This is a genomic window from Halalkalicoccus subterraneus (assembly GCF_003697815.1).
GTDB lineage: Archaea > Halobacteriota > Halobacteria > Halobacteriales > Halalkalicoccaceae > Halalkalicoccus > Halalkalicoccus subterraneus.
The window spans coordinates 14,576-38,758 of sequence record NZ_RDQG01000007.1 but is presented as its reverse complement, the minus strand read 5'-3'; the positions used below and the strand labels follow the sequence as shown (position 1 = coordinate 38,758).

The window sequence follows — 24,183 nt, the reverse complement described above, 5'->3', positions numbered from 1 at the left end:
CGGCTACAGGGCGACGATCACCACGAGCGCCGCGACGACGACCGCGAGCGCGATCAGCCCGTACCGCACCCGCCGGTCGTCGAGGCGTCCGCCCCCGTCGCCGTGATACGGGCTCAATACCGTGTTCCCACACGAACGGCACTTGCTCGGGTTCCGGCGGTGAACCGTCCCGCACGCATCACACTTCCATTTCGCCATCGGCTCCCCTACTTCGCCCGCCGCGATAAGCGCGGTGGTGTTCCACCCGTTCGACAATTTATTCATAGTATTTTTATACTGTTAAAATTATATATACGTAGCGAACGGCGACGATGGTCACCATGGACAGGGAACGACGGAACGGGGCGGGACGGTCGGACGAGCGAGCGCAACTGACCGTCGATTATCTGGTGGGGACCGTGACGTTCCTCCTCGTGATCGGGTTCGTCTTCTCGTTCGTCCCCGAGATGCTCGTGCCCTTTACGAACGGCCAGCCGGCCCACCCCGTCGTCGCGGACCGAACCGCGAGCCACCTCGCCGAGGACCGCCTCGCGGCGGAACCAGGGGTGCTCGACGACGACGCCGTCGAAGCGTTCTTCGATGGCGCCGACGACGCGGCAGATCTGCGGGACGAACTCGGAGTTTCCGAGCCGATCCGGGTCACCGTCACGCTCGACGGACCGGCCGAACGCCTCGAACGGGGCCCGGATCCGCCGCGAGAGTTCGGCGAGACGACGGTGACGCGCCGCACGGTGCTGTACGACGACGAGACGTGCGAACTCGTCGTCGAGGTGTGGTGATGCGCGGACAGGCCCACACCCTCGAGGCGTTCGCCGCCGCGGCGCTCCTGGTCACGAGCCTGCTCTTCGCGATGCAGGTCACGGCGGTGACGCCGCTTTCAGCCAGCACGTCGAGCCAGGGGATCGAGAACCAACAGCGGACCGCCACCGAGGACGCCCTCCGGATCGCGGACGGGGAGGACGAACTCGGGCCAACGGTCCTCCACTGGGACAACGAGACGAGGGCGTTCCACGGGCTCGAACCGGGTGAGCAGTACGCGCCGGGCGAGCTCGACACCGCCCTCGGCGAGCGTCTCGACGCCACGTTCGCAGACCGCGGGATCGCCTACAACCTCTACGTCCACTACCCGACCGACGGAGGGGCGAGGGAGAGTCGGCGCGTCGTACACTCCGGCGAGCCGAGCGATCACGCCGCGAGCGCCACCCGCCTGTTGACCCTGTACGGGGACGACGAACTGCGCGGTCCGGACGGGTCCGCGACGGGCGTTTCCCTGATCGATTCGGAGTCGTTCTACGTCGAGCCCGCCGGCGAGTCGTCGTTCTACGCCGTCGTCGAGGTGGAGGTGGTCGTGTGGCGGCTGTAGCCGACGAACGCGGGCAGCTCGTTCTGGTCGCCGGGTTCGCGATCGCGGCCACGTTCGTCGTGCTCGCGCTCGTGCTCAACGGCGTCATCTACGCCGAGGGCGTCGGGACGCGAACGACCGACGTCGGCGAGCGAGACGCGCTCGCGGCCGAGGACCTCGCCGTCGCACACGTCGCCGCGACGCTTCCCACGAGCGACGAGGGATCGTTCGAAGCCGCGATCGAATCGTGGGCCGAGCAGGTCCTCGCCCACGAGGTCCGCTCGGGGGCCACCGTCGACGTCGAGATCGTCGAGATCGCGACGGACGAGGCGGTGATCGAGGTCACCTACGAGACCGCGGCGCTGACCTACCGCTCCGGGACGATCGCCGTCACGTCGGAGGGGAGACGATGAGCCGCTCCGAGCGGGCGACGTCGGTGGCGCTCGGCTACGTGCTGACGCTGTCGATCACGACGATCCTCGTCTCCGGGCTGTTCATCACCGCCGGCTCCGTCGTCGACGACCAGCGCCAGCAGGCGACGACGGGGGAGCTGACCGTCCACGGCGAGCGCCTCGCGGCCGACCTCGCGACCGTCGACCGCCTCGCGCGAACCGGATCGACCGTCGAACTCGAGCGGGAGCTTCCGGCCGCCGTCGCCGGGGCCACCTATCGCATCGAGATCGACGGCGAGCGGCTCGTCCTGCGGGGCGAGCGTGCGGACGACCCGGTTACGGTGTCGTTCGTCGCGGAACGCGACGTGGAGATCGCGGGCTCGGGGTCGCTCGGCGGCGGGCCCGTCGTGATCGCGTTCGAGGATGGAACGATCGAGGTGCGGAATGGCTGATCGCGGGGTGAGCGAGATGGTCGGGTTCGTGTTGATCTTCGCGCTCGTGGTGACGACGCTCGGCGTCGTCTACACGGCGGGCACGGCGAGCCTGACCGACGCGCGCGACGCCGAACGGGTGAACAACGCCGAGCGCGCCTTCGACGTGCTCGCGGACGACGTCGAGGCGATCACGCGGCGAAACGCCCCGAGCAGGGCTACGGCGGTCAGCCTCGCGGACGCGGGGCTGCGAGTGGAGCGCGGCGAGGAGATACGCGTCTCGGTCGGCGGCGAGGTAGTCGACGCCGCGTCGGGGCGGCTGGTGTACGATTCGGGGACCGGTTCGGACGTCCTCTACCGGAACGGCGCCGTGCTCAGAGGCGAGGGAGCGGGCGGTTCGATGGCCCATCGGCCCTCCTTCGTGATCGGCGAGGAGCGGCTGGTCGTCCGGCTGGTCGAGCTGTACGACGTCGATGCGACCGCGGTGAGCGGCGACCGGACCGTGCTGGTCCGGGCCGAGCGAATCGGGACCATGCAGTACTCGTACTCCTCCATTGAGCAGCCGGTGACGATCGCCGTCGAGACCGAACACGAGCGGGCCTGGACGGAGTATTTCGAGTCGCGGGGCGGTACGTGCGAGTCGAACCGGACCGTCGAATGTGCCTTCGAACCCGACGAACTCCACGTCGTACGGGTCGATATCGGCGTGCGGTTCAGTTGAACCGGACCGCGACCGCGTTTTCGGTGACGTGGAGATACGCGATGGACTGGCCCGAACTCTCGTATTCGAGGGAGCCCCACGAGCGCTCGTAGCTGATCCGGTCGTCCGTTCCCCGCCCCCGGTCGTGGACGGCGAAGGTGACGTCGGGACCCGCCGCGGCGAGATGGCGGTTCAGCAGCGAGTCAAGCGACTCCCCCTCGGCTTCGCGGTCGGCCGTCAGGTCCGCCTCGACGCGCTGGCCGTCGACCGCGAACGCGTCCTCGAAGGTGTGCGATTCACGTCCGTCCGGGCTCGTGACCGTCAGGTCGATCGCGTCCGCGTTATCCCGGTTCTCGAAGGCCAGTTCCAGCGCCGACCCCTCGTCGCGCAACCGCCAGTCGAGGCCGTTGAACCCGCTCGAATCGTCCTCGTAGGGATGGAGCGTGAGTTCGAATCGCTCGATCGGTTCCTCGCCGGCCAGACCCCGAAGCGAGATCGCGTTGTCGCTGCTCGCCAGCCCGAACCGCCCCTGACTCTCGGTCGAGACGAGCTCGACGGTGACCGAGTGGTCGTCGTGGTCGACGCTGACCACCCCGGTGGTCCGCTCCTCGAAGTGCTGTCGCCAGCCCTCGTAGTAGGGGCTCCGGACGGTCACCGTGACGGTGCCGTTCTCGATCGCGCCCGAGTGTGCGACCTCGCTCCCACCGGCCGGACGGATCGTCGCCGCCGGAGCGCCGCTCGCGCTTCCGGTACCCGTCGTCGTGACGGCCGGGAGCGTCAGCGTCCCGTCGCGGTAGTGGAATTCAGGTGGTGATCCCATCGTCGTCGCCCCGCCCTGACGCTTCCAGACGCCGCCGCCCTGAGAGGCGAGTTCGGTCCCACCGTGGGTGTAGACCATCGCACCGAGGTCGATCTCGCAGACGCCCGCGGCGCTCTCACACCCGTTCCACTCGACCGGCGGCGCTCCCCCCTCGGTGTGGTGTTCGATCCGCATCGTTCCGACGTCCTCTCGGAGTTCGAATCGGCCGTCGGTTCGACCGAACCGGACGGTTCGAACGGGCGCATCACCGAGCGCGACGTTCGTGACCGTCGAGTCGAACAGGGTCATCGCGTGTTCGGTGCTTTGGACTTCGGCACTCGCGCGCGAATCGGCGATCGTCCCCGCCCCCAACGCGACGATCGCGGTCGTCCCGATGATCGTCAGCCCGATCAGCAACACGACGCCCACGAGTTCGGCCTGTCCCCGTGAGGGCATCTACCCGACCACCACCCAGACACAGAGTGCGACCGTCATGAGAACGAGGACGTACTTCACGCCGCTCAAGATCTCCGCGTCGCGCATGTAGCCGCTGATCAGCCCCGAGAGGATCGCCTGCATCGTCACCGCATGGAAGAACAGCACCGAGAGCACGCCCGTATCGAGTCCGCCGCCGAACTCGGGGCCGCCGGCGCCCGCCGCTGGTCCCGCACCGTCGGTGTCCAGCCCGGCCATCACGTCGAGGAACTGCGTCTTGAGGACCGCCATCACCGCGAGCAGCGTGAGGTAGGTCATGACGATGATCACGACATGCATGCGGGTTCTGGATCTGCGCTCGCGTTCGATGTCGTCGCGGTTCTCGCTGGCTTGGGCCGCGGTCGTGAGGACCGCGGTGATCCGGCCGGAGGTCTCCTGGGCCTTCCCGATCAGCTTGACCGTGCGGGCCAATCGCGGGACGTGGTACTTGTTGTTGAACTCCGTCAGCGCCCCCTGGAGGCTCGTCCCGTAGACGACCTTCGTGTGGATCACCTCGAACTCGCGAGCGAGCTTCCCCGAGGAGGTCTCGGCGACGACTCGAACCGATTCGAGCAGCGTCATCCCGGTGTCGTTGGCGCTCGAGAGCTTGCGGAGGGTGTCGGAGAGCGTACCCGTGATCGCCGTCCGCGAGCGGACGTTCCACTCCCTGAAGGCCGCAAGCGGAACGCAGATCACGTAGACGGGTACGTATACCCAGACGACCGTCGACCAGACGGGCACGGCGATGAACCTGCCCCAGGACAGCGGCGCAGCCCCCGACGAGACGGCCACGGCGACGAGCGCGAGCGCGGCGGGCACCGTCAGCGCGAGCGTGTAGACCGGGTAGTCCCGGAAGAAGCGATGCGGACGCAACAGGAGCGCACCCGTCTCGTGGTTCCCCTCGCGGCGTTCGATCCGGTCGAACACGCCGAACGTACCGGTGTAGCGCTCGATCAACCCGCGGTCGAACAGCGGGTTGCGCCCCGCCGAGTCGGTCGTTTCCTCGTCCTCCCGGAGGTAGCCGTCGCCGGGGTCGTCGCGTTTCACCGTCGAGACGAGCACGAGAAAGGCCACCCCGATCAGCGGGATCAACGCGTAGACCGTCGCATACAGCATGAACTCGGAGCCCTCCCCGAGCATGCTCATGATCACGAGGAGGATGATCAGAAGCAGGGGGAACAGCGAGAGGGTCATGTACATCTCGCCGAACAGCTTGAGGGTTTCGAGGGTGAGTTCGTCCTGCTGTTTGGCCGTGCGCATGTGTTTGTCCTTCTTGTCCTCGAGGAATCGCGTCATGTCCCCGCCCGAGTCGACGATCGAGAGCATGTCCGTGAGAAACTGGCTCAGCTCCTCGGAGGGAGTCTCGTGCGCCTGATCTCTGATCGCCGTGCGGTAGTCCGTATCGAAGTACTCCGTCTCGTGGACGATCGACTGGAACTCCCGGGAGACCTCGCCGTAGGTGTCGTCGGCGTTCGCCATCGCTTCGATGATCTCGAGCTGGTCGAGCCCGCCGACCGACAGCGCGTACATGAACGCGACCGAATCGGCGAGCAGTACGTTGATCTCGCGCTTTCTCGCGGAGACCCGCGAGTGAGGAATCGCGACGCACGCCCCGAACGCGAGCGCGAACCCCAACGAGCCCAACAACAGGCCGGTAATGGCGATCAGCGAGGGGATTCGCGTGGCGGCCAGAAACGCGATCAGGCGCTCGTCGGTGACCGGGACGCTGACGAGCGGCGGGGAGACGAGCCCGGTCGCGAACAGCCCGTAGCCGAGGAGGGTACCGAGGATCCACAACGACCCGCCGGAGGCGACGCCGTAGGCGAGCGCTCGCGAGAGGTAGTGCTCGACGGTGTCGCCCATCCGGGCGCGCGTGAGGGTCGTTTGGAACTCCGCGGCGAACTGGTTGTCCTCGCCGAAGACCAGCCGATAGAGCGGATAGAAGGCGTCGCCGATCCGGTCGGCTCTGCTCGGCGCGAGGCTCACGGCCCGTCCCCGCGTCCGTCCGCCGAGAACGCAGTCGAGAGCGACCCCGACGAACCCCGCCGGGCGGCGAAGAGTCGCTCGTCGGCCCGGTCGAGGACCTCGCGGGCCCGGCGTGCGGTTCCCTCGTCGGGATCGGGACGGGGAACGAGCGCCTCGGTCTCGGGATCGACGTCGATCAGGACGCTCTCCATCGAGCGCAGGTCGGTCAGGCTCTCGGCGAGCTCGTCGTTCGCGATCAGGTCGAGGATCGTCTCGGGGTCGTTGATAAAGGCCTGAAGCGTGGCGGCGACCTGGCGATACTCGTTGAGCCCCTCGTCGATGAGATAGGCGAGCACCGCCTGCCGGATGAGCAGCTGTTCGTCGAGCTCCTCGTCGCTCCAGCCGCGGTCGAAGCGGATCTCATCGAGCGTGTTCGACTCGCCCACCGCGAGAAAGGCGTCGGAGTCGGCCTGCCACTCGTAGACGTCGCGGACGTTGATCTCGTCGTGTTCGGCGTCGTAATGGTTGATCTCGGTCAGCGACTTGTTCCGTCGGACCTTCCGGCCCCGCACGCGGGTGGACGTCTGGACCGAGACGAGATCCAGCGCCGTGAACATCGTCTTCGAGACGTTGATCGGGTCGGTGGTGAAGCGCTTCAAGACCTCGCCCACCGAATCGGCGTGAAAGGTGGTGTAGGTGGTGTGGCCCGTCGACATGACCTGAAAGAGCGTGCGCCCTTCCTCGCCGCGGATCTCGCCCATCACGATGTAGTCGGGCCGCTGGCGGAGCGCGGCTTCCAGCAGGTCGAACTCGTCGACGTCGCCGCCCTCGTCGTCGGAAAACGAGGGGCGAGTCACCGAGGCGATCCAGTTTCGTTGCGGGAGTTCGACCTCGCGGGTGTCCTCGATCGAGACGATCTTCGCATTGGAAGGAATGAACAGCGAGACGGCGTTGAGCGAGGTGGTCTTCCCGCTTGCGGTTCCGCCGGCGAAGAGCAGCGACTTGTGGTTCTCGATACAGAGCCAGAGGTACGCCATCTGTTCGAGCGAGAAGGTGTGCCAGTTGATCAGGTCGATCGGTGTGAACGGGACGTCCTTGAACTGCCGGATGGTGTAGTTGGTGCCGTGGTCCGAGACCTCCCGCCCGAGGGTGAGTTGGGCGCGTGAGCCGTCGGGCAGGGTGGCATCGACCTGCGGGGTGCGTTTGCTGATCCCCTTGCCCGATCGCTGGGCGAGTTTCACGACGAAATCGTCGAGGTGCTGGCGCCCGTGAGCCACGTTCGTGATGAGCTGCTCGTAGTCGGTGTGGTAGACGAACACGGGCGAATCGTAGCCGTCACAGGAGACGTCCTCGACGTTGATGTCGTGTTTGATCGGGTCGATTCGCTCGTAGCCGACGAAATCGCGCTTGAGATAGTACAGCAGCCGTTCGACCTGCGTTCGACTCGCCGTCTCGGGGTCGTCGGCGAGGATCGCCGGCTCCGGTCTGATACCTTCTATCCCCGGTAGTTCGGCCTTCCCGTCGCGGCCCACGAACGCCTTCAGACGATCGAATAATCCCGCTCGTGACCGCTCGAGCAAGCCGTATCGCTCAAGCAGCCGGCGGGTCTCACGCTCGATGACCGCCTCACGCTCGGCGACGCTTCCCTCGACGCGCACCTCGTCGTCGGTGTACTTGATCGCGGTACGGAGTTTGCCGGTGAGAAACCCCGTCAGTTCACGTTCGATCAGGTTTCGATACGGCTCGACGACGTAGTACTTGGTTTCGTTTTCCTTCCGGGAGCGAAAGAGGATCACGAACGCGTAGGGCTCGTTGACCCAGTAGCGCTCGATTTCCTCGAAGTGGCGCTTTTTCGGCGGCGGAACGGCCTTCTCGAGGTCGTATCGGGTCGTCAGCGTTGGTTCCCCGTTCGAAGTGAAAAACGAATCCTCGTCAAGCCCGACGGCCACGTCGACGGTCCGGTCGTCGATAACCCCCGATAGCGCGCTCGCGCGACTCCCGGCCCGGGAGAGGACGCCCTCGATAGTGCCGGAATCGAACGGGATCGACTCGCCGGTCGAATCGACCGGGCGCGAGCCGTCGGCGACGGATTCCCCTCCGACCGTCGCCGATCCTTCCTCGACGGCTGTGCCGTCAGTCGACGAACGTGGATTGGATCCCGTACCGATACTGCCGGCATCTCCTTTTGACATTAAATATATAGAAAATACATATTTAAAAAAGAGTTTCGGTAGAACTGATATCATTCGAACGGACGGCGGAAGCCGAGAGCATGCGATTCGCTGTCGTTGATGATCGTTTCCCTCGAAAATCGTTAAATGGCCTACGCTCTTACTACGGGATGAGTAAAATGAGTAGAACACGACATATGGAGAACGCGGGCGCGGCGATGGACGGTTACGGCGGACGGACGACGACGAATCGGCCGCTCCGGTTTCGGACGCTTCTGAGCCAACTCGCTGGTAAATAGGGGTTGCGACTGCCGATCGAATTTCGCCGTTTCCAACTGTTTTCTCGGCATTCCGTTCTCCCAGACGACTACTTCGGGATACCGGATGTGTAAGAGAAGCGTGCGATCGTTCACGAGACCGGTTCGATGAGTATCGGCTAGAACAGTGGAAAGCGACGTTCTCAGACGAGGAAGTTGACCTCGGGAACGGCCAGAAGAACCACTAACAGCGCCAGTAGCCCGCCGAGGAACGGGAGAACACGATACGCGACGATCATATAGTCGATCTCCGTAAGACCACTGATGATGTAGAGGTTCAGCCCGTACGGCGGGGTGATGAACCCGATCGCGTCACCCAGAATGAAGATGACACCCCATGCGACGGGATCGAGCCCGATCTCGAGTGCGGCGGGGGTCAAGAGTGGCGCCGTCAGTACGACGTTCGGAATCGACGCCAGTGCGAGGCCCGCGATCAACACGACCCCGATGAGGGCGACGATGACGAGCCAGTCCGAACCGAGCGAGAGGATCGCGTTTGAAACCACGTCTTGAAGGTCGAGATACGCCAGGTTCTGCTGGACGAGGACGGCAATGACGATGATCGGCATCAACACGCCGACCAGCACGAGGGACGTATAACCGGCTTCGACGACGTCATGCCCGGTACGCATCCGACCGGTAACGAATGCCGTGATTAGGATGTACAGTACGGCGACGGAGGCCGATTCTGCGGGTGAGAAGATTCCTGCAAAGATACCGCCAAGCAAGATGACGATGGCACCGAGCCCGATTTTCGCCCGCCAGGCCGTTTCTGCGACGTTTCGGGCCTCAAAGGAGTAGGCGTCGGTATCAACGCCGTAACCCTCCTTCTCCGTGATATACATGTTGATTCCCACCAGGATGACGACCATCGCCAGGCCCGGAATGATGCCGGCGATGAACAGATCCGGGATCGAGACACCGAATGTGACGCCATAGATGATGAGCATGATGCTCGGGGGAAGCACGCTGCCGATCGTTCCTCCAGCGGCGATCGTGGCCGATGCGTACCCTGGTTCGTATCCTTCCTCCTTCATCGACGGATAGAGCGCCTGTCCGACCGATGCGGTCGTCGCAGCGTTCGAACCGGTAATGGCTGAGAAGATCGCGGACGTTCCGATGACCGTGTTCCCGGTACTGCCGGGGAGCCAGCCGAGACAAGCACGTGAGAAGGCGACGACGTCCTTGGAGATGTCCGCCTCTCTGAACAGATCACCGACGAGGATGAACAGTGGGATCGCGATGTAGGTGAACGACTCCAACTCGCTGAAGGCCGTGATCGAAACGTTCGCCATCGAGAACCCGGGAACGGCAAAATAAAACGCGATGACCCACAGGCCAAAGGAGAGTACGAGCGGCACGCCGAGTGCGAACAGCACGACGCTGATGGCCGCGACCGCCAGTAGTACCACATCGAGGGGAAGACTCGGGACGATCATTCGTCCCGTACCCCGATTCGTGGATCCGGGCTGATGTCATCGCCGTCCCGATAGGCGAGCGTCATGGTGATCGCCTGCTGTAGCACCCGAACCAGGATCAACCCCGTTCCGACCGGCACTGCGAGATAGAAGTACGCTTGAAGCACGTTCTCAGTGCCGACGACGATCCGGCCGGAAGCGAGGACCTGAAAGAACTCCGGGATCGAGTGCCAGAATATCGCCCCGATGACGATACACCAGAGTACCCACTCGATGACGTACATGAGGAACTGAGCACGATGTGAGAGCTTCGTCCGAAACAGCGTGAACCGGAAATACGATCGGTGCCGGAGGCCGAACGACGCTGCGAGCCACGCGATCCAGACGAACAGTCCCTGTGCGACCCCGAAGCCCCAATCGATCGTCCACGCGAAGAAGGTGCGACCGAAGATGTCGGTGACCGTAATGGCGAGTACGGTCATCAACAGCGCCAGAGCAACCATCCCTTCGAAGTATTTCTCGAGATACTGTGCCCAGTTCGGAACGCGAGTGTCACTCGTTTTCGTTATCGTTGACATGATCTCTATATTTCGTCGAGGTAGTCGTCCCACCACGCGTCGATGGTGAACTCGGACGGCGAGTCCGGCGTACCGTTCCCGTTTGCGATCTCGTAGATCCGGTCATAGAAGTCGTCGGGCGTCTCCTCGAAGTTCTCGAGCAGTTCCCGTTCGGGCGCCCACTTCTCCGGGTTCTCGCGCGGATCGAGCGGGTCGACCCACGCCTGTCGTTCGTCGTCGTCAAGGATATTCACAGTCACACCGAGTTCGTCCCATGCCGAACCATCCGGTGGCGATTCCCGTTGACCGACGCGTTCGTCTACCAGTTCGTCGGCGATCGCGACCGCTTGCTCGGTCAACTCCCGTGTGGTGTCAGCGAGCAGTTCCCGATGACCATCCGGGAGGCTCTTCAGCCAGTCCGTATTCACCCAGATGGTCCCTTGCCCGCACATGAAACTCGTCTCGACGACCTGGTCGATGACCGACCCCATTCCGGAGCCGATCGCGACCGAGGACCACGTCTCGAGTCCGTCGATGACGCCGGTCTCCATTCCCTGAACCGTATCGCCCCAGGAGACTTCAGTCGGACTCGCACTCCAGGTCGAGAGTGACTCCGCGGCGGCCCGCGAGGCGGTTCGGCGGATGATCAGGCCCTCGAGTTGCTCCGGTCGCCTGAGATCGTCACCACCGATCAGTTGCGTTCCCCCCTCCGAGATGAACACGTCCCTGAGCGCAGGCGTCCAGTAATAGAACGGAAGGACGTTGTACTTCCGAGCGAACGGGACCCAGAAGTTCTCCCAAGCCTCTTCGTGAACGAGCGTGTGCGTTATCGATTCCGGCGACGGAAACGTATACGGAACGAGCCAGATCTGGTTTTCCGGGAAGAACGCCGTCGAGTTACCGATCGAACCGTACCCGGCTTCGATGACGTTGCTTTGGACCTTCGTTCCACAGCTCGCCGAACTGCAGATCTGGTTGCTCGGCTGAACCGTCATCGTCAACTCGCCGTCCGATTCCGTCCGAAGCCTTTCGGCGATCGCGAACGACGGCGACGGCGAGATACAATCCAGACAGTTGTCGTCGGAGTTCCCGATCTCACCGACCGTGAACTGGCCGTTCTGATTTCCGGTGTTACGAACTGAACCTAGACACCCGGCCGTGCTTGCAGTAAGTGTCGCCCCGCCAGCACCCAACAGCGCCCGCCGTGTCCAGCTCTTGTTATTCGTCATGCTGAACCACCACCCAGTTCCGACGTCGAACCCCTCTAGTAGATATCATATTCAAATAAGTTTTGAAAGAGAAGGTGAAAAGGGGTTGGGCTTGCAAATACAAGCTTATTCGATATATATCACGTATATTAATAATAGACATGGAATCCAGCACACTTATCGAGGAATCGGGCACCGGGAAATTTCGTTTTCAATTCGAACACAGGTGTGAATTCGAGTACACCACTGACCTAGGTCAACGGAGAAACTGGCCTCAATACCACGAGATCTACCGGGTACGACCGAACGAACGTGACGAGAGTCGCTCGAAACCGGCGGTGAAGCCGCTAATGACGCAGCGAGGAAGGACCCTGGAACGCCCGAAACTGAAAACGAGCGGGCGTGACGGGACTGCCGCGAGTGAACACGAACGACAGTCGGGAACACCCGCGAGTGACTGGAAGGATCGAGCGGGCGTGACGGGATTCGAACCCGTGGTCTGAAGGTTAGGAACCTTCCGCCCTATCCGCTAGGCCACACGCCCCGTTCGACGTGGCGCGCGGAAGAAAAAACGGTTATCGGTTCTCGTCCGTTTCGAGCTCCGCCTCGGTCCCGGAGTCCGTTCCGGTCCTAGAGTCCGTTTCGGTCCCGGAGTCCGTCTCGGTAGCAGTGGTCGTGGTGGTGGATTCGTCGGTGTTCAGATCGTCGTCGGTTCCGATGTCGGGTTCGGGCTCGTTGTCGGTGCTGCCCGTCGCACCGTCGCGCATCTCCTGTAGCTCCTGGTCGATTTCCTCGCGGCCCTTCTGGAACTCACCCATCGCCTGCCCGGTCGAACGGGCGAGCTTCGGGATCTTGTTCGCGCCGAAAAGCAGGATCGCGATGAGCACGATCACTGCCAGTTCGATCCCGCCGGGGATCGGCCCGAACAACGGGGCAAATTGTACTGTCATCCTGATAGTCAGTAGCCGCGTCTGAGTTATAGGCTTTTTGCCTTTCTCGGGTTCACCCGAATCGCCCGTATACGGGTTCGTTTACGCTCGTTCCGCCATTTGAGGGCGATTTCACTCCTGATTCTATTCTTCACCTCATTATCGAAAACAAGGATGCCTACGCGAGAGCCAGCGCAGCCTCCTCATCCCCGGCACCATCCGTCTCGAACGTCACCGATTCCTGTTCGCCGTCCCAGGAGTTCCAGTCGAAAACGAACGTCTCGGACCGACCGTCGTATTCGACGACGATCTCCCGCTCGTCGGTGTAGCTCGATTCGATCTCGTGGCTGGCGGTACCCTCGGCGTCGGTCTGTTTCGCGTTGCCGTTGAACGTCACCGTCTCGCCTTCGACGGGATCGCCGTCCCCGTCGACGACGGTCGCTTCGACGCCGGGCCAGTAGATGTGGTCCTGATCGATCTCGGCGACGTGCGTGGTGTCCTCACCGTCGATCGTCAGGGTAGCCGAGTACCACCAGTCGTCCTGCGCCTGATGGACCTCTAGTTCGTACTCGCCGTCGTCGAGTCCGTCGAACGTGGCGGATTCGCCGCTCGTCTCCGCGATCGTTTCGCCGCCGTATTTGAGGACGATGACGTCAGCGTTGACGGGGTCGCCGGTCACCACGTCGGCGGTCTGAACCGTGAGCGTGGTTCCGCCCCCATCGTTACTCTCGTTTTCGTCGGTCTCGTTCGATTCGTCGGTTTCGCTTCCGGTGGCGTCGGTATCCTCCTCCGTGTCCCCGTCGTCCTCGCTTTCGTTCGGCTCGTCACCGCTCCCATCGCCGGTATCCGAGCCGGTCTGTGTGCCGTTCTCGTTAGTGTCGTTTTCGGCGGGATCGGCAGTGTCATTCGTATCGCCGTCCGTCTCGTTCTCTGCGTCGGCGCTCGCTTCCTCGAGGTCATCGGCGTCATTGGAGTCGTCTTCGTCGTCCGTCGGTCCGTCCGTTCCCCAACCGGAACAACCAGCCAAGAGGACCGTTAGACAGACCAGTACCGTCAGTAGGGTATGTCGTCTCATTTCTGAGAGAACTATCTTAATGGATTATAAAATTAGTTGTTTTGTATATGAATAATAAGTCCCCAACCATGGCCGGACGAACGGTCGCGGATCGGAGATCGGGAATCGAGTAACCGGCAGCGTGAACCGGTATGAACGGGCGTATTCGTGTGATTCACTCGGGATGAATGCTTATTTACGCCACGCTGGTTCAGGGTAGGTATGAGCGTCACCGTAACCCTTCCCGACGGCTCTGAACTGTCCGTCGAGGCCGGTTCGACGGTCGAGGACGTCGCCTACGAGATCGGTCCCGGTCTCGGGCGCGACACCGTCGCGGGGGTCGTCGACGGCGAGTTCGTCGCCAAGGAACATCCCATCGAGGAGGACGTCGAGATCGAGATCGTTACTGACGGCAGCGACGAGTACGTCGACGCGCTGAGGCATTCGGCGGCCCACGTCTTCGCCCAAGCACTACAGCGCCTCCACCCCGAAGCGACACTCACCATCGGCCCGCCGACCGACGACGGGTTCTACTACGACGTCACCGGCGTCGACCTCGACGAGGCCGACTTGGAGGAGATCAGCGCCGAAGCCGAGGGGATCATCGAGGCCGACGTCCCCATCGAGCGCGTCGAGATGTCCCGTGAGGAGGCCTTCGAGTACTACGAGGACAACCCGTTCAAACGCGAGATCCTGGAGGAGGAGGCCGCGGGCGAGGACCCCGTTTCCTTCTACGAACAGGGCGAGTTCCGCGACCTCTGTCGGGGCCCCCACGTCGAATCGACCGGCGAGATCGGCGGGTTCGCCCTCCTGGAGATCTCGGGTGCCTACTGGCGCGGCAGCGAGGACAACGAGATGCTAACGCGGGTGTACGGGACTGCGTTCCCCACCGAGAGCGAACTCGAGGAGTTCCTCGAACGCCGCGAGCAGGCGAAGGAGCGCGACCACCGGAAGATCGGCCGCGAGATGGACCTCTTCTCGGTACCGGATCACTCGCCGGGCTGTCCCCACTACCACCCCAACGGGATGACGATCCGCCGGGAGCTCGAGGAGTACATCCGCGAGCAGAACGACGAGCTCGGTTACGAGGAGGTCCGCACCCCCGAGCTCAACAAGGCCGAGCTCTGGAAGCCGACGGGCCACTACGAGACGTTCACCGAGCAGGACGAGATGTTCGCTTGGGAGCAGGGGAGCGCCGGCACCGGATCGGAAGATGAGGGCACCGAGTACGGCCTGAAGCCGATGAACTGCGCGAACCACGCCTACATCTTCGACCAGCAGATCCGCTCGTATCGGGATCTGCCCGTCCGGTTCTCGGAGTTCGGCAACGTCTATCGCAACGAGCAGTCGGGCGAGCTCTCCGGTCTGCTCCGCGTGCGCGGGATGACTCAGGACGACGGCCACGCGTTCATCCGGCCCGACCAGATCGAGCGTGAGATCACCGACACCCTGCGGGTGATCGAGGAGATCTACGAGCAGTTCGACTTCGAGGTCATCTACAAACTGGAGACCAAAGGCGAGACCGCCGTCGGGAGCGATGAGGTCTGGGAGGAGGCAACCGAGGCGCTCCGGGAATCCCTCGAGAACGGGGGGTTGGAGTACGACGTCGAGGAGGGCGAGGCGGCCTTTTACGGCCCGAAGATCGGGCTCGACGCCCGCGACGCGCTCGGACGGGAGTGGACGATCGGCACGGTCCAGCTCGATTTCAACATCCCCGAGCGCCTCGAACTCTCGTATACGGGTCGGGACAACGAGGAGCACCGCCCCGTGATGGTCCACCGGGCTCTGCTGGGAAGCTTCGAGCGGTTCATGGGCGTGATGATCGAACACTTCGACGGGAACTTCCCAACGTGGCTCGCACCCGAACAGGTGCGGATCCTGCCGATCAGCGACGACAACGTCGCGTACGCCGAGGAGATCGAGCAAGAGCTCTCGGACTTCCGCGTCGGGATCGAGGACCGTTCGTGGACCATCGGCAAGAAGATCCAGACCGCCCACGACGACCGCGTTCCCTACATGCTGATCGTCGGGGGCAACGAGGAGGAGGCCGGCACGGTCTCGGTCCGGGACCGCTTCGAGCGCGAGCGCGACGACGTTTCGCCGGTCGAGTTCCGCGACCACCTCGGCAGCGAGGTCGGCCAGAAGCGTACTGAACCGGACTTCCTCGAGTAGTCCCCCGACGGCACGCTCCGCCAGCTCCCGAACCGGACGCCCCCGATCGCTTCCGGTCCGGTCCTCGCCAGGAACCATCATAGTTATTAGCGGCTGTTGAGCCCATAGGGACATGGCTCGAGATCGGACCACTCGTGTGGATCGGCGGACAGTACTGAGCACGGCCGGTGTGGCCGCGTTCGTCGGACTCGCGGGTTGTGGCGGCGGTAGCGGCGGGGGCGGCGGCGGTGGGGGAGACGGCGGCGGTTCGGAGTTCGTGACCATCGGCACCGGCGGCACCGGCGGGGTCTACTACCCGCTCGGCGGCGGGATGGCCGACATCCTCAACCAGAACCTCGACGTCGAGGCCTCGGCGGAGTCAACGGGTGCCAGCGTCGAGAACTGCCGGCTCGTCGCCAACGAGGAGATGACGATGGCGCTCGCGCTCGGCAACTCCGTCCTGCTCGCCGTCAACGGCGAGGGGGACTTCGAGGAGGCCCTGCCGCTGTCGGCGGCGTTCGGGGCCTACCAGAACGTGACCCAGGTCGTCGTCCCGGCCGACTCGCCCGTCGAGACGCTCGCGGACATGGAGGGCCTGACCGTCAGCGTCGGCGCGCCCGGAAGCGGCACCGAGGTCATCGCCGAGGAGCTGCTCGGGTTCTACGACCTCACCTACGACGACATCGACGTACAGCGCCTCTCGTTCTCCGAGACCGCGAGCGCGCTGCAGGACGGCCAGATCGACGCCGGCTTCTGGAGCGTCGCCTTCCCCGCCTCCTCGATTCAGGACCTCGCGAGCCAGCGCGACATCCGCCTGCTCGACTTCCCCGACGAGGAGATGGACGGGATCTCTGGCGAGTTCGACTACTACAACGCGGCAACGGTCCCCGGAGGGACCTACGAGGGCGTCGACGAGGACGTGCAAGTCCCCGGCGTGACCAACACCATGATCGTCCGCGAGGACATGGGCGAGGATTCGGTCTACGACATCGTCGAGGCGATCTACACCAACCTCGACCAGCTCGCGGAGGTCCACCCCGCCGCAGAACAGTTCGAGGACAACGCCCGCGAGGCCCCGATCGACCTGCACCCGGGTGCGGCGCAGTACTTCGACGACGCCGGGCTGTGAGATGCATCGGCGTCGAGTGCTCTCCGCGCTGGCGGGCAGTGTCGTCCTGTCGCCGCTCGCCGTAACGAACGTGACGGTGTTGCGGCTGGCGGACCCGCGGAGCGGCGAGACGCTCGGCGTCGAGCGCGTCGAGGAGGGCGACCGGTTCGCGATCCACTACGTCCACTCGTTCGACGAGACCCCGATTCGCGAGGTCTACGAGATACGAGAGGAGGGGATCGTCCAAGTCCGCGAGGAGTTCGAGTATCACGCCATCGGGCTCGAATACACCGAGGGAAACCAGACACGCGAGGACGGGTTCACGGTACTGCAGATGGACCGCCGGCTCGGCACGTTCACCGTCCGGGTGGCGAAATACACCGAGCAGTCGCTCGTGATCGACGGGGAGGAACGTCCGCTGTCGGACTACACCGAGGAGTGGGGATCGATCCGGTTTTCGATCGAGCGGGTGGGCTACCTCCGATACCTCGGAGACAGGCTACAGACACTATGAGCACGACAAACGAGACATCGACGACCGACGGACTGACCGACGCGGACGAGAAACCGGGTCGAACCCTGCGTGGAAACACGCGGATCCTCGCGCTTTCGGTGGCGGTGCTGGCCGGCCTGTATCACATCGCCATCGCGGGCTTCGGCACGCCGGGGGCGTTCATCAACCGCTCGATCCACCTGACAGCGGTGGTGATCCTCGCCCTCCTCTATTTCCCCGCACGGGCCGCCGACGCCGACCGCGTCCCGTGGTACGACTGGCTTCTCCTGACCGTCGGCGTGCCGAGCACGCTCTACATCGCGTATGCGGTTCGCTTCGGGACGCTCGCCCAGCGCTCGGGGTCGCCCCTGCCGCGGGACCTCGTCTTCGGCGCGATCGCGATCCTCCTCGTTCTGGAGATTACCCGGCGAGCGACCGGACGTGCGCTGCCGATCATCGGTTTCGCCTTCCTCGCGTACGCCTATTACGGCCGCCTGATGCCCGGCCCGCTCATCCACCGGGGCTACGACATCGACCGCATCATCGCCCACTCGTATCTCACCACGGAGGGCATCTTCGGCATTCCGTTGGGTGTCAGCGCGACGTTCGTCGTCGTGTTCATCATCCTCGGGGCCTTTCTGGAGGTGACTGGCGTCGGCGACTGGTTCATCGATCTGGCCTACGGGGCGACCGGCTGGACCACCGGCGGTCCCGCGAAGACTTCGGTACTCGCGAGCGGCTTCATGGCCAGCCTCAACGGCAGCGCGGTCGCGAACGCGGCGACGACCGGCGCCTTCACCATCCCGCTGATGAAACGCAGCGGCTTCGAGAGCCGCTACGCCGCCGCCGTCGAATCGGCGGCCTCCTCCGGCGGGCAGATCATGCCCCCGGTGATGGGCGCCGGCGCGTTCATCATGTCCGCCTGGACGGGGATCAGCTACGTCACCATCATCTCGGCGGCGGCCATCCCGGCGCTGCTGTACTTCCTCGGCGTCGGCGCGGCGGTCCACTTCCGCGCGAAACACGAGGGACTCGAGGGCGTCGATCGGAGCGAACTGCCGGACCCCTGGCACCTGTTGCGAACCGGCGCGCACTTCACAATCCCGCTGATCGCGCTCGTCTGGATGCTGGTCGCGGGCTACTCGGCGATGCTCGCGGCGTTCGTCGCGATCCTGTTGACGACCGTCGTCGCGATCCCGCTGTCGGCGGCCCGCGAGTTCGCAAGCGCCGTACCGCGAGGCGATATCGAGACCCTCTCGCGACTCGGACGTGCGGCGAGCGTCATGACGGTCAACGCGCTGGATCGCGGGATGCGAATGACCATCGTCGTCGCGGCGGCGTGTGCGACCGCGGGCCTGGTCGTCGGGGTCGTCACGCTCACCGGCCTCGGGCTGAAGTTCAGTTCGTTGATCACGACCGCCTCGGGCGGGATCGTCATCGTCGCGCTGGTGTTGACGATGATCACCTCCATCATCCTCGGGATGGGGCTGCCGACGACCGCCGCCTACGTCGTGCTCGCGGCGCTCGGCGCGCCCGCGCTCACCGCGCTGGGAGTCGAACTGCTCGCCGCGCACCTCTTCATCTTCTACTTCGGGATCATCAGCGCCATCACCCCGCCGATCATGCTCGCGGTCTTCACCACGAGCAGCATCGCCGAATCGGATCCCTGGAAGACCGGGTTCACGGCGGTCAACCTCGCGGCGGCGGGCTTTCTCGTCCCGTACCTGTTCGTGCTCGGGCCCGAACTCCTGTTGATCGGCGAGACGACCGCCATCGTTGCCAGTGTCGTGACCGCGATCATCGGCGTGATCGCCCTCTCGGCGGGCACGCAGGGGTACTTCTACGCGCCGGCCCACATGATCGAGCGGGTCGCGCTGGTCGCGGGCGCGGTGGCGCTCATCTATCCGGGGACCATGGCCGATCTGGTCGGACTGGCCGTCATCGCTGCCGTGTTCCTCCGCCAGTACGTCACGGTTCGTCGGGGCGCGACACCCGCAGCCCCCGCGAACTGACCGGTTTTCGCTTCGGACCCAACTGTTTGACCGCGCCTTGAGACACGGTCGTCAGTCCGGAACCGCTAAACGACTGCCTTTCGACCACTCACACAACGAATGCGACTGCCATCGACACAGGTGGCGGTCCTCGAGGCGGCCAGCGCCACCGAGGACCGCACGATAGAACGGCTCGCCGAGGAACTCGGCGAAAAACCCGAGACCGTCACCGGGGTGGTCTTCGGCCTCGAGGAGGAGGGCCTGCTCGACGTTTCGGAAGAGGAACTGGTGGACGTCTCGCTCACCGAGGAGGGCGAAGAGTACGTTGAAATGGGACTCCCTGAACGCCGGCTCTACGAGGCCGCCCTCGACCTCGACGCCGACGAGGAGCCCGCCCCGATGGGCGAGGTCATCGATCGATCGGGACTCGAAGGCGAGGAGGTCGACATCGCGCTGTCGAACTACGCCCGGAAGGGGTACGGGGAGATCGACTCGGGCGAGCTCTTGGCGAGCGATCACGAGGAGGACGAGGAGGCCGACGCGCTCGCGCTGATCGACGCCGGCGAGCCCGTGCCCAACGCAGTCCTCGACGACCTGGTCCGGCGCGACCTCGTCTCCCGGCGGGAGTCGACGGTCCGCTCGGTGACGCTCACGGACGAGGGCGTCACCGCGCTGATGGAGGGCGTCGAGGAGAGCGAGACGGTGGGCCAGATCACCCCCGAACTACTCACGACAGGCGAATGGGAGGAGGTGGAGTTCGCCGAGTACAACGTCGAGGCCGACGCCGCCGAGGTGACTGGAGGAAAGAAACACGTCCTGCGCCAGACCGCAGACCGCGTGAAGGACGTTTTGGTTGGTATGGGCTTCGAGGAGATGGACGGCCCACACGCCGACGCGGATTTCTGGATCAATGACGCGCTGTTCATGCCCCAGGACCACCCCGCCAGAACCCACTGGGATCGCTTCACCCTGGAACGCCCGGAGCGGATGGACGGCCTTCCGGAGGACCTCCTCGAACGCGTGCGCTCGGCCCATCTCGAGGGAGTCGGCACGGACGGTGAGGGCTACCACTCGCCGTGGTCCGAAGAGATGGCCCGCGAGATCGCCCTTCGTGGTCACACTACCTCGCTGTCGATGCGATACCTCTCGGGCGAGGCGATAGGGGAACTCGAACCGCCCCAGCGGTACTTCTCGGTCGAGAAAGTGTACAGGAACGACACGCTGGATCCGACCCACCTGCTGGAGTTCTTCCAGATCGAGGGCTGGGTGATGGCGGAGGACCTCTCGGTGCGCGATCTGAAGGGGACCTTCACCGAGTTCTACGAACGGTTCGGCATCACCGACCTGCAGTTCAAACCCCACTACAACCCCTACACCGAGCCGAGCTTCGAGCTGTTCGGCCACCACCCGGAGACGGGCGAGCTGATCGAGATCGGGAACTCGGGGATGTTCCGCCCCGAGGTGCTCGAACCGCTCGGCGTGGACTGTGACGTGATGGCCTGGGGACTGGCCCTCGAACGGCTGGCCATGCTGATCACGGGCGCGGAGGACATCCGCGACCTCCACGGAACGCTTGCGGACATCGAGTTCCTGCGCGAGGCGGAGGTGATCTACTGATGCCCGTCGTCGACATCGACCCCGACGAACTGCGACAGCTGACCGGCACCGACAAGGACGACGACCGGCTCAAGGACGACCTGTTCGGACTGGGTCTGGAGTACGAGGGCGAGACGGAGGACGGCGAGCTCCAGTTCGAGTTCGCGCCCGACCGGCTGGACCGCCTCTCGGTCGAGGGAGTCGCACGCTCGCTGCGATACCACTACGGCGAGGAGCGGGGCGTCTACGTCCCGCCGACGAACGATCCCGACTGGACGATCGAGATCGACGACGTCCCCGAGGAACGGCCCTACGTCACCGGCGCGGTGATTCGGGGGGTCGACCTCGACGAGGCGGGGCTGGACTCGCTGATCCAGCTCCAGGAGAAGCTCCACGCGACGATGGGTCGAAAGCGCGCGAAGGGCGCGATCGGGATCCACGACCTCACGATGTTGAAGGGGAAATCCCTCTCGGAGGAAACGGGCTCGTCGATCCGCTATACGGGCGTTTCCCCCGACGGACCGCGGTTCGTCCCGCTGGATTCGAACGCGGAACTCACGCCCGCTGAAGTCCTCGAAGAGCATCCCACGGGCCGGGAGTACGCGGATCTCGTGAGCGACTATGAGAGATATCCGGCGATCTACGACGAACTCGGGCTCTTTTCGTTCCCGCCGGTGATCAACGGCCGCCGGACCGAGGTCTCGACGGATTCACGGGAACTGTTCGTCGAACTCACCGGCACCGACCAGTGGACCATCGACAAGATGTGCGCGATCGTCTGCTATGCGCTGTCGGCCCGTGGCGCGACCATCGAGGAGGTCGAGGTCGAGTATCCCGATTCGACCCTCGTTCGTCCGGAGTTCGAGATCCGCGAGAAACGCGTCTCCCACGACCGTATCGAACGGATGCTCGGCATGGAGTTCGAACCCGAGACGGTGATCGACTGCTTCGAGCGCGCGGGGCTCTCCCCGACGCAGGTGCTCGGCGAGGAGACCGCCTACGACGTCGGGATACCACCGTATCGCGTCGACGTCCTGCATCCCGTCGACCTGATCGACGACGTGGGTCGCGCCTACGGCTTCGACGGGCTGATCCCTACCTATCCCGACGTGGGCACCGTCGGCGGGCGCCACGAGCGCACCCGACTGGAGGACGCGGTGCGAAACGTGCTTGTGGGGCTCGGCTTCGAGGACACCCTGAACTTCCACCTCATCAACGGGGCCGAAAACTACGAACGGATGCGGATAGGCTCCAGCGACGAAGTCCTCGGTGCGGGTGAAGCGGCGACCATTCAGGAACCCTATAGCGAGGACTACACCATGGTTCGGACGTGGGTGCTGCCCTCCTTGTTGATCTTACTGGAGAACAACACCCACCGATCGTACCCACAGGACCTCACGGAGGTCGGCTTTGCCGCCGAACTCGACGGTGCGAGTGAGACGGGCGTCGCCGAGCGCCGGACCGTCGCCGGCGTGCTCGCACGGACCGACGCCTCCTACGAGGACGCGAAGGGGCGCCTGCAGGCGATCGTCCGCGCGTTCGACGTCGACCTCGAAACGCCGCCCACGACCCACCCGGCGTTCGTCGACGGACGGGCCGCGGCGGTAGTCATCGGCGGACGCTCCGTGGGTGTCGTCGGCGAGATCCACCCCGAGGTACTCGTCGAGCACGACCTCGAACTCCCGGTCGCGGCCTTCGAGTTCCGACTGGACGCGCTTGAGTAGGTAGACGCCTCCAGGCGGGGTTGCCGTGGCGGCGTTTTCGTTTCGAAACGGGGGGTGGCCATCACTTATCACGGTAGCGGGCGTTCGACCACCATGGACCTGATCGGTCGGACCCTCCCGCCCTCGCTCACCTGCCGCGACTGTGACGCCGAACTCGACCCCGAGGGCGGGATCTACGTCGAGGCTGTCGGAGACACGGTACGGCCGGTTTGTTCCGATCACGCCACGGACGCGGTGGGCGTCGAGGTCGAGCGTCGGTCGCGCCCCGAAAACGAGGAGGAGTGGGACGAGTGGTACGTGATCACCTCGGTCCCGAACGCGGGCTGAGGCGTTTTATAGCTCCACACCGTAGGATCGACGTGAATCAGCTTGTCGACGGCGAGTGGCGAACCGGCGCCTACGAGACGACGAACGACGACGGGGCGTTCGAACGCCAGGAGACTACCTTTCGCGACTGGATCGGCGATGAGGGTCGGTTCCCCGCCGAGTCGGGCCGATATCACCTCTACGTCTCGTATGCCTGCCCGTGGGCCCACCGGACGCTGCTCGCACGATCGCTGAAGGGCCTGGAGGACGCGATCTCCGTCTCGGTGGTCGATCCGTTTCGCGACGCCGAGGGCTGGCAGTTCACCCCCGATAAGGACGGTTGCACCGAAGATCACGTCCACGGCGCGGACTACCTTCGAGAACTCTACGTCCGGGCCGACTCCGACGTGACCTGTCGGGTCACGGTACCCGTGTTGTGGGACACGGAGGAAGAAACCATCGTCAACAACGAATCGCGGGAGGTCCTGCGAATGCTCGATACCGAGTTCGAACGGGAGGCGACCCGCGACGTCGACCTCTATCCCGAGGGGTATCGCGAGGAGATCGACGAAGTCATCGACGCGATCTACGAGCCGATCAACAACGGGGTCTACCGGGCGGGTTTTTCGGGTTCCCAGGAGGCCTACGATGACGCCATCGAGGACCTGTTCTCGGCGCTGGATCGCTGGGACTCGGTCCTCGCGGAGCAGCGATACCTCGCCGGCGACCGACTCACCGAGGCCGACGTCTGCATGTTCACCACGCTGATTCGGTTCGACCAGGTGTACCACACCCACTTCATGTGTAACGTGATGCAGATTCAGGACTACGAGCACCTCTGGCCCTACCTGCGTGATCTCTACCAGACCCCGGGCGTCGCCGAGACGGTGAACATGGACCACATCAAGGAACACTACTACACCACCCACCCGGACGTGACCCCATCGCGGATCATCGCCCGCGGACCCGACCTCGATTTCGAGGCGCCCCACGACCGCGACGAACTCGACGGCGAGCCCCCGGCGGCGCTGGTTCGGGCGGACTGAGGCCGAAGATC

General features: G+C 64.4%; 21 protein-coding genes, 1 tRNA gene and 1 pseudogene. 13 read left to right on the top strand and 10 right to left on the bottom strand.

The annotated features are described in order from the left end of the window. Positions 1 to 3: 3 nt before the first annotated feature. Complete coding sequence (locus EAO80_RS19355) at positions 4 to 264, bottom strand: hypothetical protein (protein WP_162993833.1); 261 nt, start codon at positions 262 to 264, stop codon at positions 4 to 6. A 56-nt stretch (positions 265 to 320) separates the two neighbouring features. Between EAO80_RS19355 and EAO80_RS02005 the strand changes: the two genes are divergently transcribed. From EAO80_RS02005 to EAO80_RS01985, 5 genes are read left to right on the top strand one after another with little or no spacing between them, the layout of a single operon-like run. Further along, entirely contained in the window at positions 321 to 779 is a 459-nt protein-coding gene (locus EAO80_RS02005) for a DUF7287 family protein (RefSeq protein WP_162993832.1), read from the top strand. Next, the gene (locus EAO80_RS02000; protein WP_122088270.1) at positions 779 to 1,363 is read left to right on the top strand and encodes a DUF7288 family protein; all 585 of its coding nucleotides are present in this window, start codon (positions 779 to 781) and stop codon (positions 1,361 to 1,363) included. Before EAO80_RS02005 ends, EAO80_RS02000 begins: the two co-directional genes overlap by 1 nt. After that, positions 1,351 to 1,755 carry a DUF7261 family protein gene (locus tag EAO80_RS01995; RefSeq protein ID WP_122088269.1) on the top strand — a complete coding sequence of 135 codons (405 nt, stop codon included), beginning with the start codon at positions 1,351 to 1,353 and terminating at the stop codon, positions 1,753 to 1,755. The genes EAO80_RS02000 and EAO80_RS01995 overlap by 13 nt, the downstream gene beginning before the upstream one ends. After that, positions 1,752 to 2,186, top strand: a complete 435-nt coding sequence (locus EAO80_RS01990; protein WP_122088268.1) for a DUF7266 family protein — start codon at positions 1,752 to 1,754, stop codon at positions 2,184 to 2,186. Before EAO80_RS01995 ends, EAO80_RS01990 begins: the two co-directional genes overlap by 4 nt. Next, on the top strand, positions 2,179 to 2,886 hold the full coding sequence (locus EAO80_RS01985; protein ID WP_122088267.1) for a DUF7289 family protein: 708 nt from the start codon (positions 2,179 to 2,181) through the stop codon (positions 2,884 to 2,886). The genes EAO80_RS01990 and EAO80_RS01985 overlap by 8 nt, the downstream gene beginning before the upstream one ends. Here the strand turns inward: EAO80_RS01985 and EAO80_RS01980 are convergent. From EAO80_RS01980 to EAO80_RS01935, 9 genes and pseudogenes are all read right to left on the bottom strand, one after another. Next, the gene (locus EAO80_RS01980; protein WP_122088266.1) at positions 2,879 to 4,120 is read right to left on the bottom strand and encodes a DUF7289 family protein; all 1,242 of its coding nucleotides are present in this window, start codon (positions 4,118 to 4,120) and stop codon (positions 2,879 to 2,881) included. The genes EAO80_RS01985 and EAO80_RS01980 overlap by 8 nt on opposite strands. Beyond that, positions 4,121 to 6,124 carry a type II secretion system F family protein gene (locus EAO80_RS01975; protein WP_122088265.1) on the bottom strand — a complete coding sequence of 668 codons (2,004 nt, stop codon included), beginning with the start codon at positions 6,122 to 6,124 and terminating at the stop codon, positions 4,121 to 4,123. Between the two features lie 53 nt (positions 6,125 to 6,177). Beyond that, a pseudogene (locus EAO80_RS01970) lies at positions 6,178 to 8,034 on the bottom strand (type II/IV secretion system ATPase subunit); the annotation flags it as partial. A gap of 700 nt (positions 8,035 to 8,734) precedes the next feature. Next, positions 8,735 to 10,030, bottom strand: a complete 1,296-nt coding sequence (locus EAO80_RS01965; protein WP_122088264.1) for a TRAP transporter large permease — start codon at positions 10,028 to 10,030, stop codon at positions 8,735 to 8,737. After that, on the bottom strand, positions 10,027 to 10,587 hold the full coding sequence (locus EAO80_RS01960) for a TRAP transporter small permease (RefSeq protein ID WP_122088263.1): 561 nt from the start codon (positions 10,585 to 10,587) through the stop codon (positions 10,027 to 10,029). Before EAO80_RS01960 ends, EAO80_RS01965 begins: the two co-directional genes overlap by 4 nt. Positions 10,588 to 10,592: 5 nt before the next feature. Then, a complete protein-coding gene (locus tag EAO80_RS01955; protein ID WP_122088262.1) occupies positions 10,593 to 11,795 on the bottom strand; it encodes a TRAP transporter substrate-binding protein in 1,203 nt (400 codons plus the stop codon). 450 nt (positions 11,796 to 12,245) lie between these two features. Then, positions 12,246 to 12,318 (bottom strand) — tRNA-Arg (locus EAO80_RS01945). 31 nt (positions 12,319 to 12,349) lie between these two features. Next, complete coding sequence (locus tag EAO80_RS01940) at positions 12,350 to 12,724, bottom strand: twin-arginine translocase TatA/TatE family subunit (RefSeq protein WP_122088260.1); 375 nt, start codon at positions 12,722 to 12,724, stop codon at positions 12,350 to 12,352. A gap of 157 nt (positions 12,725 to 12,881) precedes the next feature. After that, complete coding sequence (locus EAO80_RS01935; RefSeq protein ID WP_162993831.1) at positions 12,882 to 13,778, bottom strand: hypothetical protein; 897 nt, start codon at positions 13,776 to 13,778, stop codon at positions 12,882 to 12,884. Between the two features lie 201 nt (positions 13,779 to 13,979). Between EAO80_RS01935 and thrS the strand changes: the two genes are divergently transcribed. The 8 genes from thrS (at position 13,980) to EAO80_RS01895 (ending at position 24,172) form a co-directional block, all read left to right on the top strand. Beyond that, complete coding sequence (gene thrS / locus EAO80_RS01930; RefSeq protein WP_122088258.1) at positions 13,980 to 15,929, top strand: threonine--tRNA ligase; 1,950 nt, start codon at positions 13,980 to 13,982, stop codon at positions 15,927 to 15,929. 112 nt (positions 15,930 to 16,041) lie between these two features. Further along, on the top strand, positions 16,042 to 17,037 hold the full coding sequence (locus EAO80_RS01925; protein ID WP_245998399.1) for a TAXI family TRAP transporter solute-binding subunit: 996 nt from the start codon (positions 16,042 to 16,044) through the stop codon (positions 17,035 to 17,037). Position 17,038: 1 nt separating this feature from the next. Then, positions 17,039 to 17,530 carry a DUF1850 domain-containing protein gene (locus EAO80_RS01920; RefSeq protein ID WP_122088256.1) on the top strand — a complete coding sequence of 164 codons (492 nt, stop codon included), beginning with the start codon at positions 17,039 to 17,041 and terminating at the stop codon, positions 17,528 to 17,530. After that, positions 17,527 to 19,521 carry a TRAP transporter permease gene (locus EAO80_RS01915; RefSeq protein WP_122088255.1) on the top strand — a complete coding sequence of 665 codons (1,995 nt, stop codon included), beginning with the start codon at positions 17,527 to 17,529 and terminating at the stop codon, positions 19,519 to 19,521. Before EAO80_RS01920 ends, EAO80_RS01915 begins: the two co-directional genes overlap by 4 nt. Before the next feature lie 99 nt (positions 19,522 to 19,620). Next, positions 19,621 to 21,117 (top strand): phenylalanine--tRNA ligase subunit alpha, encoded by a 1,497-nt coding sequence (pheS, locus tag EAO80_RS01910; protein ID WP_122088254.1) that lies wholly within the window; start codon positions 19,621 to 19,623, stop codon positions 21,115 to 21,117. Further along, a complete protein-coding gene (gene pheT / locus EAO80_RS01905) occupies positions 21,117 to 22,820 on the top strand; it encodes a phenylalanine--tRNA ligase subunit beta (protein ID WP_122088253.1) in 1,704 nt (567 codons plus the stop codon). Before pheS ends, pheT begins: the two co-directional genes overlap by 1 nt. Before the next feature lie 93 nt (positions 22,821 to 22,913). Then, a complete protein-coding gene (locus tag EAO80_RS01900; RefSeq protein ID WP_122088252.1) occupies positions 22,914 to 23,147 on the top strand; it encodes a hypothetical protein in 234 nt (77 codons plus the stop codon). Positions 23,148 to 23,179: 32 nt separating this feature from the next. After that, positions 23,180 to 24,172, top strand: a complete 993-nt coding sequence (locus tag EAO80_RS01895) for a glutathione S-transferase family protein (protein ID WP_122088251.1) — start codon at positions 23,180 to 23,182, stop codon at positions 24,170 to 24,172. The last annotated feature ends 11 nt before the right edge of the window (positions 24,173 to 24,183 follow it).

Bases quoted from the DNA above. Each gene is read 5' to 3' on its own strand.
- EAO80_RS19355 (WP_162993833.1), bottom strand. From the start codon at position 264: ATGAATAAATTGTCGAACGGGTGGAACACCACCGCGCTTATCGCGGCG.
- EAO80_RS02005 (WP_162993832.1), top strand. From the start codon at position 321: ATGGACAGGGAACGACGGAACGGGGCGGGACGGTCGGACGAGCGAGCG.
- EAO80_RS02000 (WP_122088270.1), top strand. From the start codon at position 779: ATGCGCGGACAGGCCCACACCCTCGAGGCGTTCGCCGCCGCGGCGCTC.
- EAO80_RS01990 (WP_122088268.1), top strand. From the start codon at position 1,752: ATGAGCCGCTCCGAGCGGGCGACGTCGGTGGCGCTCGGCTACGTGCTG.
- EAO80_RS01985 (WP_122088267.1), top strand. From the start codon at position 2,179: ATGGCTGATCGCGGGGTGAGCGAGATGGTCGGGTTCGTGTTGATCTTC.
- EAO80_RS01980 (WP_122088266.1), bottom strand. From the start codon at position 4,120: ATGCCCTCACGGGGACAGGCCGAACTCGTGGGCGTCGTGTTGCTGATC.
- EAO80_RS01965 (WP_122088264.1), bottom strand. From the start codon at position 10,030: ATGATCGTCCCGAGTCTTCCCCTCGATGTGGTACTACTGGCGGTCGCG.
- EAO80_RS01960 (WP_122088263.1), bottom strand. From the start codon at position 10,587: ATGTCAACGATAACGAAAACGAGTGACACTCGCGTTCCGAACTGGGCA.
- EAO80_RS01955 (WP_122088262.1), bottom strand. From the start codon at position 11,795: ATGACGAATAACAAGAGCTGGACACGGCGGGCGCTGTTGGGTGCTGGC.
- EAO80_RS01940 (WP_122088260.1), bottom strand. From the start codon at position 12,724: ATGACAGTACAATTTGCCCCGTTGTTCGGGCCGATCCCCGGCGGGATC.
- EAO80_RS01935 (WP_162993831.1), bottom strand. From the start codon at position 13,778: ATGAGACGACATACCCTACTGACGGTACTGGTCTGTCTAACGGTCCTC.
- thrS (WP_122088258.1), top strand. From the start codon at position 13,980: ATGAGCGTCACCGTAACCCTTCCCGACGGCTCTGAACTGTCCGTCGAG.
- EAO80_RS01925 (WP_245998399.1), top strand. From the start codon at position 16,042: ATGGCTCGAGATCGGACCACTCGTGTGGATCGGCGGACAGTACTGAGC.
- EAO80_RS01920 (WP_122088256.1), top strand. From the start codon at position 17,039: ATGCATCGGCGTCGAGTGCTCTCCGCGCTGGCGGGCAGTGTCGTCCTG.
- EAO80_RS01915 (WP_122088255.1), top strand. From the start codon at position 17,527: ATGAGCACGACAAACGAGACATCGACGACCGACGGACTGACCGACGCG.
- pheS (WP_122088254.1), top strand. From the start codon at position 19,621: ATGCGACTGCCATCGACACAGGTGGCGGTCCTCGAGGCGGCCAGCGCC.
- pheT (WP_122088253.1), top strand. From the start codon at position 21,117: ATGCCCGTCGTCGACATCGACCCCGACGAACTGCGACAGCTGACCGGC.
- EAO80_RS01900 (WP_122088252.1), top strand. From the start codon at position 22,914: ATGGACCTGATCGGTCGGACCCTCCCGCCCTCGCTCACCTGCCGCGAC.